This window comes from Xanthomonas sp. NCPPB 3174 (assembly GCF_056725205.1).
This window is the reverse complement of the sequence record NZ_CM161517.1, coordinates 2147405-2166725: the sequence shown is the minus strand read 5'-3', so window position 1 is coordinate 2166725 and position 19321 is coordinate 2147405. Positions and strand designations below refer to the sequence as shown.

14 protein-coding genes are annotated in these 19321 nt (G+C 69.0%); 7 read left to right on the top strand and 7 right to left on the bottom strand.

Annotated features, from left to right (window positions below; all coding sequences use genetic code 11):
- From AC1PK7_RS09650 to AC1PK7_RS09640, 3 genes are read left to right on the top strand one after another with little or no spacing between them, the layout of a single operon-like run.
- Complete coding sequence (locus AC1PK7_RS09650) at nucleotides 1-654, top strand: TetR/AcrR family transcriptional regulator (protein ID WP_481100640.1); 654 nt, start codon at nucleotides 1-3, stop codon at nucleotides 652-654.
- A complete protein-coding gene (locus AC1PK7_RS09645; RefSeq protein ID WP_481100639.1) occupies nucleotides 651-1934 on the top strand; it encodes an efflux RND transporter periplasmic adaptor subunit in 1284 nt (427 codons plus the stop codon). Before AC1PK7_RS09650 ends, AC1PK7_RS09645 begins: the two co-directional genes overlap by 4 nt.
- Nucleotides 1935-1946: 12 nt before the next feature.
- Nucleotides 1947-5120 (top strand): efflux RND transporter permease subunit, encoded by a 3174-nt coding sequence (locus AC1PK7_RS09640; RefSeq protein ID WP_010341461.1) that lies wholly within the window; start codon nucleotides 1947-1949, stop codon nucleotides 5118-5120.
- Nucleotides 5121-5458: 338 nt separating this feature from the next.
- Here the strand turns inward: AC1PK7_RS09640 and AC1PK7_RS09635 are convergent, their stop codons facing one another.
- A complete protein-coding gene (locus AC1PK7_RS09635; RefSeq protein ID WP_209244784.1) occupies nucleotides 5459-6607 on the bottom strand; it encodes an acyl-CoA dehydrogenase family protein in 1149 nt (382 codons plus the stop codon).
- Between the two features lie 126 nt (nucleotides 6608-6733).
- On the opposite strand from AC1PK7_RS09635, the gene AC1PK7_RS09630 reads away from it, so the two are divergent.
- The 4 genes from AC1PK7_RS09630 to AC1PK7_RS09615 all read left to right on the top strand — a co-directional run bounded on the left by AC1PK7_RS09630 (nucleotide 6734) and on the right by AC1PK7_RS09615 (nucleotide 12704).
- Nucleotides 6734-7735 (top strand): ArsR/SmtB family transcription factor, encoded by a 1002-nt coding sequence (locus AC1PK7_RS09630; protein ID WP_481100638.1) that lies wholly within the window; start codon nucleotides 6734-6736, stop codon nucleotides 7733-7735.
- The gene (locus AC1PK7_RS09625; protein WP_481100637.1) at nucleotides 7732-8877 is read left to right on the top strand and encodes a homocysteine S-methyltransferase family protein; all 1146 of its coding nucleotides are present in this window, start codon (nucleotides 7732-7734) and stop codon (nucleotides 8875-8877) included. The genes AC1PK7_RS09630 and AC1PK7_RS09625 overlap by 4 nt, the downstream gene beginning before the upstream one ends.
- 73 nt (nucleotides 8878-8950) lie before the next feature.
- Nucleotides 8951-11713 carry a methionine synthase gene (metH, locus tag AC1PK7_RS09620; protein WP_481100636.1) on the top strand — a complete coding sequence of 921 codons (2763 nt, stop codon included), beginning with the start codon at nucleotides 8951-8953 and terminating at the stop codon, nucleotides 11711-11713.
- A 79-nt stretch (nucleotides 11714-11792) separates the two neighbouring features.
- The gene (locus AC1PK7_RS09615; protein ID WP_481100635.1) at nucleotides 11793-12704 is read left to right on the top strand and encodes an NAD-dependent epimerase/dehydratase family protein; all 912 of its coding nucleotides are present in this window, start codon (nucleotides 11793-11795) and stop codon (nucleotides 12702-12704) included.
- A gap of 258 nt (nucleotides 12705-12962) precedes the next feature.
- On the opposite strand, the gene AC1PK7_RS09610 is transcribed toward AC1PK7_RS09615, so the two are convergent.
- The 6 genes from AC1PK7_RS09610 to AC1PK7_RS09585 all read right to left on the bottom strand — a co-directional run bounded on the left by AC1PK7_RS09610 (nucleotide 12963) and on the right by AC1PK7_RS09585 (nucleotide 19248).
- Nucleotides 12963-13736, bottom strand: coding sequence for a transporter (locus AC1PK7_RS09610; RefSeq protein ID WP_481100872.1), 774 nt, complete (start codon nucleotides 13734-13736; stop codon nucleotides 12963-12965).
- Between the two features lie 115 nt (nucleotides 13737-13851).
- On the bottom strand, nucleotides 13852-15990 hold the full coding sequence (locus tag AC1PK7_RS09605) for an acyltransferase family protein (RefSeq protein WP_481100634.1): 2139 nt from the start codon (nucleotides 15988-15990) through the stop codon (nucleotides 13852-13854).
- A 2-nt stretch (nucleotides 15991-15992) separates the two neighbouring features.
- Nucleotides 15993-16682, bottom strand: coding sequence for a DUF2058 domain-containing protein (locus AC1PK7_RS09600; RefSeq protein ID WP_481100633.1), 690 nt, complete (start codon nucleotides 16680-16682; stop codon nucleotides 15993-15995).
- Between the two features lie 27 nt (nucleotides 16683-16709).
- The gene (locus AC1PK7_RS09595; protein WP_010344225.1) at nucleotides 16710-16946 is read right to left on the bottom strand and encodes a SlyX family protein; all 237 of its coding nucleotides are present in this window, start codon (nucleotides 16944-16946) and stop codon (nucleotides 16710-16712) included.
- Nucleotides 16936-18282: a UDP-glucose dehydrogenase family protein gene (locus AC1PK7_RS09590; RefSeq protein WP_481100632.1), complete on the bottom strand. Its 1347-nt coding sequence runs from the start codon at nucleotides 18280-18282 to the stop codon at nucleotides 16936-16938. The genes AC1PK7_RS09595 and AC1PK7_RS09590 overlap by 11 nt, the downstream gene beginning before the upstream one ends.
- A gap of 15 nt (nucleotides 18283-18297) precedes the next feature.
- Nucleotides 18298-19248, bottom strand: coding sequence for an FKBP-type peptidyl-prolyl cis-trans isomerase N-terminal domain-containing protein (locus tag AC1PK7_RS09585; protein ID WP_371181779.1), 951 nt, complete (start codon nucleotides 19246-19248; stop codon nucleotides 18298-18300).
- Between the last annotated feature and the right edge of the window lie 73 nt (nucleotides 19249-19321).

Genomic DNA, 19321 nt, shown 5'->3' with positions numbered 1-19321 from the left:
ATGAGCACCCCCCTCGCCTCTGCCGCCCAGCGCCAGGCGCGCGACCAGCGCGTGTACGCCGCCGTGCGCGAGCTGCTGGCCGAGGAAGGCATGGGCCTGAGCATGGAGGCGGTGGCCGCACGCGCCGGCTGCTCCAAGCAGACCCTGTACAGCCGCTACCGCAGCAAGCAGGGCCTGCTGCGGCGGGCGATGCAGGATCACCTGGACCTGGCCACCGCGCACCTGGAGCCGGTGCAGGACGACCTGCGCGGCAGCCTGCTGCGCTTCGCCTGCGAATACCTGGAGCAGCTGTCGGAACCGCGGGTGCTGCAGAGTTGCCAGCTGATCGCCGCCGAGTCGCGGCACTTCCCCGACGAAGCGCGCGCCATGTTCCGCGACAGCGCTGGTGCCCTGATGCAGCGCCTGGGCGAATGCCTGCGCGGCGCCATCGCCCGCGACCAGCTCCGGCATGACGATCCGCACTTCATGGCCGAACTGCTGTTGAGCATGATCGTCGGCATGGATTTCGAGCGTCAGCGCTTCCACAGCGCGCATCGCGGCGACGCCGCCGCGCAGCGCGCCTGGGCCGAGTTCGCCGTGGACGGCTTTTTGCGCGCGTTCGCCGCCGCCCCTTCCCTTCCTTTTACAAAACCAGACCGGAGTACCACCCGATGACCTCCCCGTTGCGTTCTCTCGCCCTGGCCTGCGCCGTCGTGGTGGTGTTGGCGTCCTGCAAGAAACAGGAGCAGCAGCAGGCCATGCCGCCGCCGGAAGTGGGCGTGCTGCAGGCACAGCCGCAGACCGTCCCGCTGCAGCGCGACCTGGTCGGCCGCCTGTCCGCATTCCGCAGCGCCGACGTGCGCGCCCGTGTCGCCGGCGTGCTGGAAAAGCGCCTGTACACCGAAGGCACCGACGTCAAGGAAGGCCAGCCGCTGTTCCAGATCGACCCGGCGCCGCTGCGGGCGACCCTGGCCTCGGCGCAGGGCCAGCTGGCCGCGGCCGAAGCCACCTACGCCAATGCCAAGGCCGCCGCCGCCCGCGCGCGCAGCCTGGCGCCGCAGGCCTACGTGTCCAAGTCCGACCTGGACAACGCCGAGGCCACCGAACGCAGCTCCGCCGCCTCGGTGCAGCAGGCGCGTGCGGCGGTCGAAACCGCGCGCATCAACCTCGGCTACGCCACCGTCACCGCGCCCATCGCCGGCCGCGCCGGCAAGCAGCAGGTGACCGAAGGCGCGCTGGTCGGCCAGGGCGACAGCACCCTGCTGACCACGATCGACCAGCTCGACCCGCTGTACGTCAACTTCTCGATGAGCGCCGACGAACTGGCGCAGTTGCGCCAGGCGCAGACCGAGGGCAACGTCGCCCTCAACGCCGAGGACAAGTCCACCGTGCAGATCAAGCTCGGCGACGGCAGCACCTATGCGCATGCCGGCACGCTGGACTTCTCCGGCGCCGCGGTCGACCCGAGCACCGGCTCGGTGACGCTGCGCGCGTTGCTGCCGAACCCGGACCGGGTGCTGCTGCCCGGCGCCTTCGTCAGCTTTGCGGCCAATCTGGGCGAGCGCAAGGACGTGTACCTGATCCCGCAGGCGGCGGTGCTGCGCGACGCCAAGGGCCCCTACGCCATGGTCGTGGGCAAGGACGGCAAGGTGGTGCGCAAGGACCTGACCACCGCCGGCCAGCAGGGCGACAAGTGGATCGTCAGCGGCGGCCTGCAGAGCGGCGACCAGGTCGTGGTCAGCGGCCTGCCCAAGGTCAAGGAAGGCGCACCGGCCGTGGCCAAGCCGTGGGACCCGAACGCCGCCGCGCAGGGCCAGGGCTCGGGTGCCGGCGCGGCACCCGGCCAGGGCGCGCAAGGCGCCGCGGCGCCGGCCAAGGGCGCCGCCCCGGCGCAGGGCGCAGCGCACGGCGACACGCCGGACGCCGCCTCGCATTCCGACCAGCCGAAGCAGTAACGGACTCCCCCCATGCCTAAGTTCTTCATCGAACACCCGGTCTTCGCCTGGGTGGTGGCGATCCTGATCTCGCTCAGCGGCGTGATCGCCATCCTCAATCTCGGCGTCGAGTCGTATCCCTCGATCGCCCCGCCCCAGGTCACCGTCACCGCCACCTATCCCGGCGCCAGCGCCAGCACCACCGAGCGCTCGGTCACCCAGGTGATCGAGCAGCAGCTGACCGGCATCGACCACCTGCTGTACTTCAGCTCGTCGTCGTCCTCCAGCGGCACCGCCACCATCACCCTGACCTTCGAGACCGGCACCGACGCGGACATCGCCCAGGTGCAGGTGCAGAACAAGGTGTCGCTGGCCACCCCGCGTTTGCCCTCGGAAGTGACCGCGCAGGGCGTGGTGGTGGCCAAGGCCAACGCCGGCTTCCTCAGCGTGATCGCGCTGCGTTCGGACAACCCGTCGATCGACCGCGACGCGCTCAACGACATCGTCGGGTCGCGCGTGCTGGAGCAGATCTCGCGTGTGCCCGGCGTCGGCAGCACCCAGCAGTTCGGTGCCGAGTACGCCATGGACATCTGGCTGAACCCGGAGAAGCTGCAGGGTTACCACATGTCCGCCAACGACGTGTACACCGCGATCCGCGCGCAGAACGTGCAGTTCGCCGCCGGCTCGCTGGGTTCGGATCCGGCGCCGCAGGGCCAGTCGTTCACCGCCACGGTCAGCGCCGAGGGCCGCTTCACCTCGCCCGAGCAGTTCGAGAACATCATCCTGCGCGCCGACGGCAACGGCACCGTGGTGCGGCTGAAGGACGTGGCCCGGGTCGCGTTCGGCCCGACCAACTTCGGTTTCGACACCCAGTACAACGGCAAGCCCACCGGCGCCTTCGCCATCCAGCTGCTGCCGGGCGCCAACGCACTGAACGTGTCGGCGGCGGTCAAGGCCAAGATGGACGAGCTGCAGCCCAGCTTCCCGCAGGGCGTCACCTGGTTCACGCCGTACGAGAGCACCACCTTCGTCAAGATCTCGATCGAGGAAGTGGTCAAGACCCTGGCCGAGGCGATCGTGCTGGTGTTCCTGGTGATGCTGGTGTTCCTGCAGAACTTCCGCGCCACCATCATCCCCACCCTGGTCATCCCGGTGGCGCTGCTGGGCACCTTCCTGGGCATGTGGGCGATCGGCTTCACCATCAACCAGCTGACCCTGTTCGCGATGGTGCTGGCGATCGGCATCGTGGTCGACGACGCGATCGTGGTGATCGAGAACGTCGAACGCATCATGTCCGAGGAGCACCTGGCACCGAAGGCGGCCACGCACAAGGCGATGACCCAGATCACCGGCGCGGTGGTGGCGATCACCGTGGTGCTGGCGGCGGTGTTCATCCCCTCGGCGATGCAGCCGGGCGCGGCCGGCGCGATCTACAAGCAGTTCGCGATCACCATCGCCATGTCGATGGCGTTCTCGGCGTTCCTGGCGCTGAGCTTCACCCCGGCGCTATGTGCGGCGTTCCTCAAGCCCACCCACAACGACAACCCGAACTGGGTCTACCGCACCTTCAACAAGTACTACGACAAGCTGTCGCATCGCTACGTCGGCGCGGTCGGCAGCACCATCCGCCGCGCGCCGCGCTGGATGGCGGTGTTCGCCCTGCTGTTGGTGCTGTGCGGCTTCCTGTTCACGCGCATGCCGGGCAGCTTCCTGCCGGAAGAGGACCAGGGCTTCGCGCTGGCGATCGTGCAGTTGCCGCCGGGGGCGACCAAGACCCGCACCAACGAGGTGTTCGCGCAGATGCGCGGCGTGCTGCAGCAGCAGAAGGCGGTCGAAGGCATGCTGCAGGTGGCCGGCTTCAGCTTCCTGGGCCGCGGCGAGAACGTGGGCATGGGCTTCATCCGGCTCAAGCCCTGGGACGAGCGCGACATCGCCGCGGGCGACCTGATCCAGCAGTTGAACGGCATGTTCTACGGGATCAAGGACGCGCAGATCTTCGTGGTCAACCTGCCGACCGTGCAGGGCCTGGGCCAGTTCGGCGGCTTCGACATGTGGCTGCAGGACCGCAGCGGCCAGGGCGAGGAAGCCCTGCTGCAGGCACGCAACATCGTGCTCGGCAAGGCCGCGCAGCGCCAGAACGCGCTGGCCGGCGTGCGTCCGAACGGCCTGGAGAACTCGCCGCAGCTGCAATTGAAGGTGGACCGCGTGCAGGCGCAGTCGATGGGCCTGTCGGTAAGCGACATCTACCAGTCGATCCAGCTGATGCTAGCGCCGGTGTACGTCAACGACTTCTTCTACGAAGGCCGCATCAAGCGCGTCAACATGCAGGCCGACGCGCCGTTCCGCACCGGTCCGGAGTCGCTGCGCAACTTCTACGTGCCCAGCAGTACGTCCACCGACAGCAGCGGCCTGCCGCAGATGATCCCGCTGAGCACGGTGGTGAGCTCGGACTGGATCTACAGCTCGCCGTCGCTGAGCCGCTACAACGGCTACTCGGCGGTCAACATCGTCGGCAACCCGGCGCCGGGCGGCAGCTCCGGCCAGGCGATGAGCGCGATGGAGGACATCGTCAACAACGACCTGCCGCCGGGCTTCGGTTTCGACTGGAGCGGCATGTCGTACCAGGAAATCATCGCCGGCAACACCGCGACACTGCTGCTGGTGCTGTCGATCGTGGTGGTGTTCCTGTGCCTGGCGGCGCTGTACGAGAGCTGGTCGATCCCGGTGTCGGTGCTGCTGGTGGTGCCGATCGGCGTGCTCGGCGCGGTGGCGTTCTCGCTGCTGCGCGGCCTGCCCAACGACATCTACTTCAAGATCGGCCTGATCACGGTGATCGGCCTGGCCGCCAAGAACGCGATCCTGATCGTCGAGTTCGCGGTGGAACAGCGGGCGATGGGCAAGACCCTGCGCGAGGCCGCGGCCGAGGCGGCGCACCTGCGCTTCCGCCCGATCCTGATGACCTCCTTCGCCTTCATCCTCGGCGTGCTGCCGATGGCGATCTCCACCGGCGCCGGCGCCAACGCCCGCCACGCCATCGGTACCGGCGTGATCGGCGGCATGCTGTTCGCCACCGTGCTGGGCGTGCTGTTCATCCCGCTGTTCTTCGTGATGGTGCGGCGCATGCTCGGCGACAAGCTGGACGAGCCGTCGAAGGAATTCACGCAGATGCAGGAAGCGGGCCTGTCGCGGCACCAGCCGGATCGCTGAGGAGCCGGGAGTGGGGATTCGGGAGTGGGGATTCGTGAGGCGAGACCCACTCCTGGTCCTGATGCCTCTCTGTAGAAACAAACAAAAAGCGGCCGCAAGGCCGCTTTTTTTGTCCGGGAACCTGGTTGGGAAGCGCCATCGGACATCCTATGCAGTCTGAGCGCTTCTTGAAGGCCGAGCGCTCCTTGTGGGAGGGACTTCAGTCCCGACGCAGTGCAGCCCGAACGCCACTATTCCTTTCCCACAAAAAGAAAAAGCGGCCCTGCGGCCGCTTCTCCTGAATCCTCAACCGATTCGGAAACCGGCGAATCCCCAATCCCGAATCCCCACTCCCGGCCTCACCGCAACCCGGTCTCGTTGCGCGCGATCACCAGGCGCTGGATCTCGCTGGTGCCCTCGTAGATCTCGGTGATCTTGGCATCGCGGAAGTAACGCTCCAGCGGCATCTCCTTGGAGTAGCCCATGCCGCCGTGGATCTGCACCGCCTGGTGGGTGATCCACATCGCCGCCTCGGAGGCGGTCAGCTTGGCCACCGAGGCCTCGGTGGTGAAGCGCTGGCCCTGCCCCTTCAGCCAGGCCGCGCGCAAGGTCAGCAGCAGCGCCGCGTCCAGCTTGCACTTCATGTCCGCGATCTTGGCCTGGGTCATCTGGAACGCGCCGATCGGCGAACCGAACGCCTTGCGCTCCTTCACGTACTCCAGGGTCGCCTCGTAGGCGGCGCGGGCCAGGCCGATCGCCTGCGAGGCGATGCCGATGCGGCCGGCGTCGAGCACACTCATCGCGATCTTGAAGCCCTCGCCCGGCGTGCCCAGCACCTCGTCGGCGCTGGCCACGTAGTCCTGGAACTCGATTTCGCAGGTGGCCGAGGCGCGGATGCCCAGCTTGGGCTCGGTCTTGCCGCGGTGGAAGCCCGGCTTGTCGGTGTCGACGACGAAGGCGGTGATGCCGCGCGCGCCCTTGTCCGGCTCGCTCATCGCGAACAGCACGATGTACTTGGCGACCGGGCCGGAGGTGATCCAGCTCTTCTTGCCGTTGATGACGAAGCTGCCGTCGTCCTGCCGCACCGCGCGGCACCGCATCGCGGTGGCGTCGGAGCCGGACTGCGGCTCGGTCAGCGCGAAGGCGCCGATCTCGCGGCCCTCGGCGATGGCGCGCACGTATTTCTGCTTCTGCTCCTCGTTGCCGTTCTTGAGGATGCCGGCGCAGAACAGCGAGTTGTTGACCGACACGATGGTCGAATGGGCGGCATCGCCGGCGGCGATCTCGACCATCGCCAGCACGTAGGCGATCGGGTCCATGCCGGCACCGCCGTATTCCTCCGGTACCTCGATGCCCATCAGCCCGTTCTCGCCCAGCAGGCGGATGTTCTCCAGCGGGAATTCGCCGGTACGGTCGTGGTGCTCGGCGCTGGGGGCGATCCGCTCCTGCGCGATGCGCCGCGCCACGTCCTGGATCATCAATTGCTCTTCGGTAAAGCTGAAATCCACGTCGAACCCCTCCCGGGCTTGTTGGTGCGGCCATTGTAGCCGCGCCGACCATACGCTGGCGTGTGCAACTTGACCGGAACCTCTGCCCGGACCAAAATATCTCTATATCGCGATAGGAAGATATTTATGGATCTGGAGGACTGGTCGTCCCGGCTGAAGGTCTTCGCCGACGCCACCCGCGTGCGCCTGCTGGCGCTGCTGGAGCAGGAGGAGCTGACCGTGGCCGAGCTGTCGGCCATCACCCGCCTGGCGCAGCCGCGGGTCTCGACCCACCTGGCCAAACTCAAGGAGGCCGGGCTGGTGCGCGACCGCCGCGCCGGCGTGTCGGCCTATTATCGCTTCGACGAGACCCTGCTGGACCCGGCCCAGCGCGCGCTATGGCTGGCGCTGAGTACCGGCAGCGACGACCCGCTGCTGCGCCAGGACGCCGAGCGTGTGGCCGCGGTGCTGGCCAACCGCGCCGCCGACCAGAACTGGGCCGACTCGGTGGCCGGCGACATGGAACGCCACTATTCGCCCGGCCGCACCTGGGAAGCGCTGGCGCGCACCGCCCTGCCGCTGCTGGAAACCGGCGACGTGCTCGACATCGCCTCCGGCGACGGCGTGCTGGCCGAACTGGTGGCGCCGCACGCACGCCGCTACGTCTGCATCGACACCAGCGCGCGGGTGGTGGCCGCGGCCAGCGAGCGCCTGCGCCGGCTCGGCAACGTGGAAGTGCGCGAGGGCGACATGCACGCCCTGCCCTTCGCCGACGCCAGCTTCGACCTGGTGGTGATGATGCACGCCCTGACCTACGCCACCAAGCCGGCGCAGGCGGTGTGCGAATCGGCGCGGGTGCTGCGCCCGGGCGGGCGCCTGCTGCTGTGCAGCCTGGCGCGCCACGAACACAAGGCCGCGGTGCAGGCCTACGGCCACGTCAACCTCGGCTTTTCGGCCAAGGAACTGCGCAAGTTCGTCGGCAAGGCCGGGCTCGAGGTCTCCAGCCTGGAAACCGTGACCCGCGAGAAGCGCCCGCCGCACTTCGAAGTGATTTCGTTGATTGCGGGGAAGCCGGGAATCGGGATTGGGGAATCGGGAATCGAAAAAGCAACCGCCAAGGCCAAAACAGCCGTAGGAGATGTCGCATGAGCGCCGTCGCTCCTCCCCCATTCCCCATTCCCCATTCCCCACTCCCGGCCTCCCAATGGCTCCACCCCCAGCGCGCCGAGGCGCTGCTGCAGGCCCTCTCTGAGCGCATCCTGATCATCGATGGCGCGATGGGCACGATGATCCAGCGCCATGGGCTGCAGGAGGCCGATTACCGCGGTGAGCGCTTTGCCGAGGGCTACGACGCGCAGGCCGGGCACGTGCACGGCCCCGGTTGCGACCACGCGCCGCAGGGCCACGACCTGAAGGGCAACAACGACCTGTTGCTGCTGACACGGCCGGAGGTGATCGCCGAGATCCACCGTGCCTACCTCGACGCCGGCGCCGACCTGCTCGAGACCAACACCTTCAACGCGACGTCGATCAGCCAGGCCGACTACCACCTGGAACACCTGGTCTACGAACTCAACAAGGCCGGCGCGCAGGTCGCGCGCGCCTGCTGCGACGCGGTCGAGGCGCTGACGCCGGACAAGCCGCGGTTCGTGATCGGCGTGCTCGGCCCGACCAGCCGCACCGCCTCGATCAGCCCGGACGTCAACGACCCTGGCTTCCGCAACACCAGCTTCGACGAACTGCGCGCCACCTACCGCGAAGCGATCGACGGCCTGATCGACGGCGGCGCCGACACGCTGATGGTGGAGACCATCTTCGACACGCTCAACGCCAAGGCCGCGCTGTACGCGATCGAGGAAGTGTTCGATGCGCGCGGCGGGCGCCTGCCGGTGATGATCTCCGGCACCATCACCGACGCCTCCGGCCGCACCCTGTCCGGGCAGACCGCCGAAGCGTTCTACGCCTCGGTCGCGCACGGGCGGCCGCTGTCGGTGGGGCTGAACTGCGCGCTCGGCGCCAAGGACCTGCGCCCGCACGTGGAGACCCTGGCGCGGATCGCCGACGGCTACGTCAGCGCCCACCCCAACGCCGGCCTGCCCAACGCCTTCGGCGAATATGACGAGACGCCGGAGGAAATGGCGGCGACGCTGCGCGAGTTCGCCGAGTCCGGGCTGCTGAACCTGGTCGGCGGCTGCTGCGGCACCACCCCGGCGCACATCCGCGCCATCGCCGAGGCGGTGCGCGGGCTGCCGCCGCGCGTGCCGCTGGCGGCGCAGGCGCAGGCCGCCTGATGAACGCCGCGCGCACCCTCGCCGTCGCCACCCGCGTGCGCGCCTGCACCTCCCTGCTTCCGGAACGCTGATCATGTCCTCCGCCCGCCACACCCGCCTGTCCGGCCTGGAGCCGCTGCTGCTGACCCCGGACCTGCTGTTCGTCAACGTCGGCGAGCGCACCAACGTCACCGGCAGCGCGCAGTTCCGCAAGCTGATCAAGGAAGAGCGCTACGAGGAGGCGGTGGAGGTGGCGCGCCAGCAGGTCGCCAACGGCGCGCAGATCCTCGACGTCAACATGGACGAGGGCCTGATCGACTCGGAGAAGGCGATGGTGCGCTTTCTCAACCTGATCATGTCCGAGCCGGACATCGCGCGCATCCCGATCATGGTCGACTCCTCCAAGTGGAGCGTGATCGAGGCCGGGCTGAAGTGCCTGCAGGGCAAGAGCGTGGTCAACTCGATCTCGCTCAAGGAAGGCGAGGCGCAGTTCGTCGAACACGCGCGCAAGGTGCTGCGCTACGGCGCCGCGGCGGTGGTGATGGCCTTCGACGAGGTCGGCCAGGCCGACACCTGCGCGCGCAAGGTGGAGATCTGCACCCGCGCCTACCGCATCCTCACCGAGCAGGTCGGGTTCCCGCCGGAAGACATCATCTTCGATCCGAACATCTTCGCCGTGGCCACCGGCATCGAGGAGCACGACAACTACGCGGTCGACTTCATCGAAGCGACCCGCGAGATCAAGCGCACCCTGCCGCATTGCCATGTCTCCGGCGGCGTCTCCAACGTGTCGTTCTCGTTCCGCGGCAACGAGACCGTGCGCCAGGCGATCCATTCGGTGTTCCTGTATCACGCCATCGCCGCGGGCATGGACATGGGCATCGTCAACGCCGGCGGCATGCCGATCTACGACGAACTGGATGCGGAACTGCGCGAGCGCGTCGAGGACGTGATCCTCAACCGCCGCCGCGACGCCACCGAGCGTTTGCTGGAGATTGCCGAACGTTACAAAAAGGCGGGGAATCGGGATGCGGGAATCGGGAATCGGGAAAAGCTGGCGTGGCGCGAGAAGACGGTGCGCGAGCGGTTGAGCCATGCGCTGGTGCATGGCATCGACGAGTTCGTCGAGGTCGATACCGAAGAGGCGCGGCAGCAGGCCGCGCGGCCGCTGGACGTGATCGAAGGCCCGCTGATGGACGGCATGAACGTGGTCGGCGACCTGTTCGGCGCCGGCAAGATGTTCCTGCCGCAGGTGGTGAAGTCGGCACGGGTGATGAAGAAGGCGGTCGCCTACCTGCTGCCCTACATCGAGGCAGAGAAGCTGCGCAGCGGCGACACCGGCAAGTCCAACGGCAAGATCATCATGGCCACGGTCAAGGGCGACGTGCACGACATCGGCAAGAACATCGTCGGCGTGGTCCTGGCCTGCAACAACTTCGACGTGATCGACCTCGGGGTGATGGTGCCCACCCAGACCATCCTCGACCGCGCCCGCGCCGAGAACGCCGACATCATCGGCCTGTCCGGGCTGATCACCCCATCGCTGGAAGAGATGACCCACGTCGCCCGCGAGATGCAGCGGCAAGGCTTCTCGATGCCGCTGCTGATCGGCGGCGCCACCACCTCGCGCGCGCACACCGCGCTGAAGATCGACCCGCACTATGCGGCGCCGACGGTCTGGGTGAAGGACGCCTCGCGCGCGGTCGGCGTGGCGCAATCGCTGATCTCGCGCGACCTGCGCGCGGCCTTCGTGGCCGCCAACGACGCCGACTACGCCGAGATCCGCCAGCGCCACAAGAACCGCGGCGACGCCAAGCGCCTGGTGTCGCTCGCGCACGCGCGCGGCCAGCGCTTCGACGGCGGCTGGGACGCCTACACCCCACCCGCGCCGCGCCAGCCCGGCCTGCACGTGTTCGACGACTACCCGCTGGACGACCTGGTCCCGCTGATCGACTGGACCCCGTTCTTCCAGGCCTGGGAACTGGCCGGCAAGTTCCCGGCGATCCTCACCGACGAGATCGTCGGCCAGCAGGCCAGCGAGCTGTACCAGGACGCGCAGGCGATGCTGCAACGGATCGTCGCCGAGAAATGGCTGACCGCCAAGGCCGTGTTCGGGCTATGGCCGGCGCAGTCGGTGGGCGACGATGTTGTGGTCCTGACGGACCGGCAATCGGGAGACGGGAATGGGGAATCGTCAGGCGGGACTGCGCCGCTCGACCATTCCCGATTCTCCATTCCCCATTCCCTGCATTTTTTGCGGCAACAGGTCGACAAGCCCGCCGAGCGCCCGGACTTCTGCCTGGCCGATTTCATCGCCCCGCGCGACAGCGGCAAGCAGGACTGGATCGGTGCCTTCGCAGTCACCGCCGGCATCGGCATCGAGCCGCACGTGGCGCGCTTCGAGGCCGCGCACGACGATTACAACGCGATCCTGCTCAAGGCCCTGGCCGACCGCCTGGCCGAGGCGCTGGCCGAACGCCTGCACCAGCGCGTGCGCACCGAGTTCTGGGGCTATGTCGACGACGAAGCGCTGGACAACGAGGCGCTGATCGCCGAGCGCTACCGCGGCATCCGGCCCGCACCCGGCTACCCGGCCTGCCCCGACCACAGCGAGAAGCAGACCTTGTTCGCGCTGCTCGACGCCGGGCGCAACGCCGACATGTCGCTGACCGAGAGCTTCGCGATGCTGCCGACCGCGGCGGTGTCCGGTTACTACTTCAGCCACCCGCAGAGCCAGTACTTCGTGGTCGGCCGGCTGGGCAAGGACCAGCTCGCCGACTACGCCCGGCGCAAGGGCGTCTCGCTGCAACAGGCCGAACGCTGGCTGGCGTCGAACCTGGATTACGATCCGGAGTGAGCCGGGACCCGCCGCCGCTGCGCGCACCAGCGCCTGCCTCGGCATTCCTCAACCGCTTTCGCGCCCATCGCCGATGCCCATGTCCATCGCGTCCCCGCTGAAGATCGTGGTCACCGGCAGTGCCGGCCGGGTCGGCCGCGCGATCCACATCCGGCTCTCCCGCGAACACCGCGTCAGCGGCGTCGACCGCACGCCCTGCTCCACCGCCGACTGGGTTGGCGACCTCGACGATGCCGCGCTGCTGGCGCGGGCGCTGCAGGGCGCCGACGCGGTGATCCACACCGCCGCGCTGCATGCGCCGCACGTCGCGCACGTACCGGCGGCGCGGTTCCGCCAGGTCAACGTCGACGGCACGCGCCGCGTGCTGGATGCCGCCGCGGCGGCGGGCGTGCGCCGCATCGTGTTCACCAGTACCACCGCGCTGTACGGCAGCGCCGCCACGCCCGAGGGCACCGCGGCCTGGGTCGACGAGACGCTGGCGCCGCAGCCGCAGACCATCTACCACCACACCAAGCTGGAGGCCGAGGCGCTGCTGCGCGAGGCCGCCGACCAGGGCGGTCCGAGCGTGCGCATCCTGCGCATGTCGCGCTGCTTCCCGGAGCCGGTCAACGTGATGGCCGCGTTCCGCCTGCATCGCGGCATCGACGCGCGCGACGTCGCCGAGGCCCATGCCGCGGCATTGCGACATGCCGGGCCGGCGAGCGCGACGTTCGTCATTTCCGGCGCCACGCCGTTCCAGCGCGAGGATTGCGCCGAACTGCACCGCACGGCGCCGGCGGTCCTGCGACGTCGCGCACCCGAGTTGGTGGCCGCATTCAAGCAACGCGGCTGGACGCTCCCGGCGCGGATCGACCGCGTCTACTCGGCACAGCACGCGATGCAGGCGCTGGATTGGCGACCGCGCTACGGTTTCGAGGAGGTGCTGGTGCAGTACGACCAGCACGTCCCGGAGATCCTGCCACCCGGCGATGGCACGGCCGCGCGCGAGTAAGCATGCGCCAGTAGGGGCAAGAATCTCGCGTACTCCAGCTCCACGAGACGCTTCGCGCCGACCCTCACCCCAACCCCTCTCCCGACGGGAGAGGGGCACACTTACTACCGCTGCTCCCTTCTTCCCTCGGGAGAAGGTGCCCCGAAGGGGCGGATGAGGGTACGGGCGCAGCCACGTCAACCCAACAGCACCAGACGCTTCGCGCCAACCCTCACCACACCCTCCCCCCCCTCTCCCGACGAGAAAGAGGCTTCGGGCTCAGCGCAGCAACACCGAAATGCCGAGGCCGCCCTGCCAGTCCGGGGTCTGCGACGACAGGCCGCGCAGCACCGACACATCCAGTTGCACGCGCTTGGCGAACAGCCAGGTGACGCCGCTGCCGAGCGCGCGCATGTCGTCCTCGCCGCCGCCGATGCCGGCCTCGACGTAGGCGCTCAGGGTGTCCCCGGCGTAGAAGGTATAGCTCGGCGACACGCTCCAGCCGGAGCCGTCCTCGCTGTCGCTGACATTGCCGTACAGCGCCAGGCTGCGGCCTTCGGGCAGGTCCCAGCCGGCGCTCACGCCCAAGTCGTAGCGGTGGCCGGCGTCGCCGTACGGCGCGCGCCCGACCGGCAGGCTGGCGCTGCCGAGCAGCGCCCAGCTGAAGCCGTCGCTGGCGCTCGGCAGCGCCTGCTTGATGCCGACGCTGGCGTCGCCGCCGCTGTGCCCGCGCCGATCCTGCCCGCCGCCGCGCACGCGTTGCCAGACCTGGCTGTCGATCGCCAGCTGCAATTCGGTGCTCGCGCTCAGGCCGAACCGCAGGCGGCTGTTGGCGACGTACTCGGTGCTGCGCACGTCGCCGTCGCGGTCGTAGCTGCCGTCGAAGAACGCCTGCTCCCAGGCCACCTGGCCGCGCTGCAGGGTGGTCGAGGCGAAGCCGATGCCGGGCCGGTCGAACGCGGGCGCGTCCTCGGCGCAGGCGACACCGGCGGCACCGGCATGCGCGGCCAGCAGCAGCGCCCCGCGCAGCAGCGCATCGCCGCGGCGGCGCAACCGCGCCCGGCGACAGGCAACGGATGGCGGGACGACCGGCGATAGCCGCAGCGCGACGAAACGTGGAACGGGCATGCGCGAACTCCTTGCGACGCGGGAGGCGCAGGGCTGCGTCTCAGGGCACCGGCGGCGAGTTTGCCTGAATCGCAGCGAAATGGGACGTGAAGCCCGGCAGCAGCACGCGGTTGCCGTAGCCGCTGAGGTGGTCGGCGTCGAAGAACAGCGGACGCCCGTCGCGGCGGCCGCTGCACTGCTGCGCGTCGCACAGCAGCGGCAGCGGATCCCACACCGAGGCATGCGGCAGTTGCGCGGCGATGCGCTGCAGGCTCTGCAGCACCGGCGCGCGGTAGCGCTCCATGGTCGCGCGCGGGATCGGGATGCCGTGCGCGCAGATCGGATTGCCGCGATTGAACCAGTCCGAACAGCGGTACGGCGGCGCGCGCAGCACCGGCTTGGGCGCCTCGAAGACGATGCGCACGCCGCGCTGCGCCAGCGGCTGCAACAGCGCCACCGCGGCCGTTTCGCCCGCGCTGCGCGCGGCCTGCGCGGCGGCGCCTTCCTGCTCGGCCATCACCGCCGTCTCGTCGAACAGGCGATCCTGGTCGGCCAGCCGCAGCACCCGCAGCGCGGGCAGGAACAGCACGTCGCCGCTGCGCGCGTGCGCGGCGACGTCGGCCAGGGTGCTGCGTTCGTAGGCCTGGCAACCGGGATTGCCGGCCTGCCAGGCCTGCAGGCCGACGATCGGGCAACCGCCGACGCCGTACAGGCGCACCGGCACCCCGCTCTGCAGCGCGAAGCGTCGCAGCAGTTCGTTGTAGGCCAGCGCATGCGAGTCGCCGGCGACGAACAACTGGCCGGCATCGCGTTTGTGCAGCGTACAGGCACCGCGCTCGAACAGCTTGGCGCTGCCCACCTGCACCGGCACCTGGCGCGTCTGCAGCGTGCACTGCGGGAACTCCCGGCGCAGGCCCTTGGCATACGCATACCAGTCCAGCGGATGCCGGCTGACCGTGCTCAAGCCGTAGTAACGCTGGGTGTCCTGCAGCAGCGCCTGCATGCCGGCGGCGAGCAACACCAGCCCCAATCCGGCGACGATGGTCCGCGTCGGCGTGCGTGCGCGGCCGATCCGGCCATGCCGCCACGGCAACTCCACCCAGCGATACGAGGCCAGCGCCAGCAGGGTTACCAGCAGCAGCGCCACGGCCTTGGTCGAGACCGATTCCAGGCCGACGGTCCAACGCAGCAGCACGAACACCGGCCAGTGCCACAGGTACAGCGAATACGACACGCGGCCGACCGCCACCGGCGCGCGATGGGCCAGTGCGCGGCGGGTCCAGCCGGCGGGGGCACCGTGCAGCAACGCCAGCAGGCCGAGCGTGCCCAGTACCGGCCACAGCCCATCCGGCCACGGCGAGTGGCCGGGACGCGCACACCACAGGCCGACCGCGACCGCGCCCAGCGCCACCGCCAGCAGCGGCGAGCGCCAGGTCCAGGCGCCCGGCGGCGGCGCCTGCGTACCGGCGTCGAAGCGTCCGCGCAATGCCAGCACCTGGTACAACAGCACGCCGCTGCCGAGTTGCCAGAAGCGTGCGGTGGTCAGGTAGAACGCCGCCGCGGCATCGCCCGCGTCGCGACTGCGCAACCAGGCGAACGCCAGCGAGGCGGCCGAGGCCAGCGCCACCAGCAGCGTCGACCACAGCCGGCCGCGGCCGCCGCGGTTCCAGGCCAGGAACAGCAGCGGGAACAGCAGATAGAACTGCTCCTCCACGCCCAGCGACCAGGTGTGGGTGTACGGATTGAATTCGGCCTTGGGCGAGAAGTAGTCGTTGCCGGTCGCGGCCAGCACCCAGTTGCTGAGGCCGACGAAGGCCATGCGCCCGGTCTTGGCGCTAGTCTCGCTGAGCCAGGACTCGGGAATGAACAGGCCGCTGGCCAAGGCCGTGACCAGCAGGCACGCCACCAGTGCCGGCGCGATGCGGCGCATGCGCCGCGCGTAGAACTGCGCGAACACGCCCAACTGTCCGGCCGCCGGCAGGCGCTGCAGCGAGGCGCTGACCACGAAGCCGGAGATCACGAAGAACATGTCCACGCCGGCGAACCCGCCCGGCAGCCACGCCGGATCGAGGTGGTAGGCGATAACCGCCAGCACCGCGATCGCGCGCAGCCCGTCCACGTACGGCAGGTAGCCGCCGCCCGTGTGCGGCGACGTGCGCAGACGCCCGGTGTCCTGCGTGCCCGTCCCTGGCAGCGCCACGCTTACCAGACCAGATCGTCGGGGATCTGGTACTTCGGGTCGGCGTAGGGGTCTTCCTCGGCCGGCGCGTTCGGGTCGACCCGCAGCGCGACCGCCGCCGGGAAGATCGCTTCGGCCTGGTCGAGCAGCGCCGCGGTCACCAGCAAATAGCGGCCGTTCTGCTGCAGCACGCCCAGTTCGCCGGCGTTGAGCGCCTTGAGCTGGTCGGCGGTGACGTAGATGCGCTTGATCTTGCCGCCATAGGGGAAATGGCGGGCGATGTCGGCCTCGGCGTGGTTCAGCGCCTGGCCCTTGAGCAGTTCGTCGAGCTTGGCCCGCGCCTCTCGGCGCAGGCGCGCTTCTTCCTGTTTCTGCCGCTCGGCCTCGATGCGCTCGTCCTTCTCGCGCTGGGCGCGGATCGCATAGGCCTTGGCCAGGTCGATGTCCTCGCGGCTGCGCGGTGGCCGCGCCGCTTGGCCGCCCGCACCCTGCGGCTTGCCGTGACCCTGGCCGTGCGGACGGCCGCGCCCGCCGCCGGGCTTGCCGGCATTGGGTGCGCCGCCGGGCGCGCGCTCGCCGCGCGCCCCGGCCGGTGCCGGGCGCTGGCCCGGCCGTCCCTGCGGCCGCGGCGCGGCAGGCGGGGCCTTGCGTTCGGGTTTCGGCGCAGGCTTGAAGCCCAGGCCCAGCAATTGCTCGCGGAGGGTATCGCTCATCGGGACGGCATCGGTCGGTTCGGGGGATCAGTAATGCGGCGGCGGCGGTTCGTCGGCCGGATCGGCGTAGAGCGTGCTGCGCACCTTGCCCAGATCCTCGAGCAGGTGACGCAGCAACTCGGCGTTGCGCTGGCTTTCGATCCGCGCTTCGGCCAAGGCATCGCTCATTTCCGCCAGCGCCTGCTCCTGAAAGGAGAGGCGCGTTTCCAGCTCGATCAGGCGGTTCTCCAGCAACCGATCCTGGGTGGAAAAATCATGCTGCATGGATCGAACGTCCGCGGCCGATGCCGTAGTACGCCAGGCCGAAGCTCTCGATTTCCTGCGGATCGTAGAGATTGCGGCCATCGAACACCACCGCATCGCCGATCAGCTCCTTCATGCGGGTGAAGTCCGGGCTGCGGAACTGCTTCCACTCGGTGACCACTGCCAGCGCATCGGCGCCTTCCAGCGCGTCGAAGGCATCCTCGCAGAAGTGCAGATCGTCGCGCTCGCCGAAGATGCGCTTGGCCTCGTCGGTCGCCTCCGGATCGTAGGCGCGGACGGTTGCGCCCGCCTCCCACAGTTGCGCCAGCAGGCGACGGCTGGAGGCGGCACGCATGTCGTCGGTGTTGGGCTTGAACGCCAGGCCCCACACCGCGAAGGTCTTGCCCTTCAGCGACTGCGCCGCGCCGTAGTGGCGCTGGATCAGTTCGTACAGATGGCCCTTCTGCGCCTCGTTGACCGCCTCCACCGCATCCAGCAGCCTGGGCGCGTGACCGTACTGCTGCGCGGTGCGCGCCAGGGCCTGCACGTCCTTGGGGAAACACGAGCCGCCGTAGCCGGCGCCCGGGTAGATGAAGTGCCAGCCGATGCGCGGATCCGAGCCGATGCCCTGGCGCACTTTCTCCACGTCGGCGCCGACGCGCTCGGCGATGTTAGCGATCTCGTTCATGAAACTGATCTTGGTCGCCAGCATCGCGTTGGCCGCGTACTTGGTCAGTTCGGCCGAGCGCACGTCCATCTCCACGATGCGGTCGTGGTTGCGATTGAACGGCGCATACAGGCGGCGCAGGCGCGCGGCCGAGCCGGGCTTGCTGCTGCCGATGACGATGCGGTCCGGCCGCATGCAGTCGGCGACCGCATCGCCTTCCTTCAGGAACTCCGGATTGGACACCACGTCGAACTCGATCGCCTCGCCGCGCGCTTCCAGCTCGGCGGCGATCGCCGCGCGCACCTTGTCGGCTGTACCCACCGGCACCGTCGACTTGTTGACCACGATGGTCGGCCCCTGGATGTGCTGGCCGATGGTGCGGGCCACTGCCAGGACGTACTGCAGATCTGCGCTACCGTCCTCGTCCGGCGGCGTACCGACGGCGATGAACACGATATCCCCATGCGCGATGGCGCTGGCCGCATCGGTGGTGAAGAACAGCCTCCGTGCGGCGTGGTTGGCCTTGACCATCGGCGAGAGGCCAGGCTCGTAAATCGGGACCACGCCCTTGTTGAGCCCATCCACTTTGGCCTGGTCGATGTCTACGCACACCACGTGGTGGCCGACTTCGGCCAGACAGGTTCCGGTGACGAGCCCGACATAGCCGGTGCCGAATATCGCTACGCGCATGTAATCTCCTTTCGGTTATTGAAGGATGTTCAAAAGTTCCACGTCGAAGGTCAACATCGCATCCGGGCCGATCGGGCCGCCCGGCGTTCCCTGCGGGCCGTAGCCCAGGTTGGACGGAATCCAGAAGCGGTACTTGGATCCCACCGGCATCAGCGCCACGCCCTCGCTCCAGCCCGGCACGACCTGGTTGAGCGCGAACTCGGCCGGCTGGCCGTTCTTGTACGAGCTGTCGAAGACGGTGCCGTCGAGCAGCTTGCCTTCGTAGTTCACGCGCACCTTGCTGGTGGGCGTGGGCCGCGGGCCGCTGCCTTCGCGCAGCACCATGTACTGCAGGCCGGACGGGGTGGTGATCACGCCCTTCTGGTTCTTGTTCTGCGCCAGGAAGGCATTGCCTTCCTGCTTGTTCTTGGTCGCCACCGCGGCCTGCTTGGACGCACCGAAGGCCTGCAGCGTGGCCATCGCCTGCTCCTGGGTCATCGCGGTCTGGCCCTTGGCGAACACCGTGCGCACCGCGCCCATCAGCGTCGGCAGATCGATGTCGTTCTGGATCCGCGCCAGCGACGGACCGACCGCACGGTCGCCCAGCATCAGGCCCACGTTCTCCTTGGACACCGGCGGCGGCTGCGTGCCCGGCGCCATGCCCGGCACCGGCTGGCCGTTGCGCGCGGCCAGCTGCGTGCGCAGCGCGGTATCGGTGGCCTGGGTCTGCTCATCGGACAGCAGCGGCTTGCCCTGCTTGAATGCGTTCTCGATCGCGCGCTGCATCGCGTCCACGTCGATGTCCTGGGCGATGGGCTCGAACGAGCGCGCCACATCCATGCCGATCGCGTAGCTGACCTTCTGCTTTTCCGTGCTCAGCGTCGTCGCCGTGCTGCCGGCCGCCGGCGCCTGCGCGGACGCATGACCGGCGACCATCGCCATCCCCACCACCAGCGACGCCACGGCGCCGCGCATTCCCATCTTCATTCGCTACTTTCCCTGGAAGTGAACTGTGTACTGGATGCGCCGGGGTGGCGCGGAGGCCGGCATTGTCGCACGC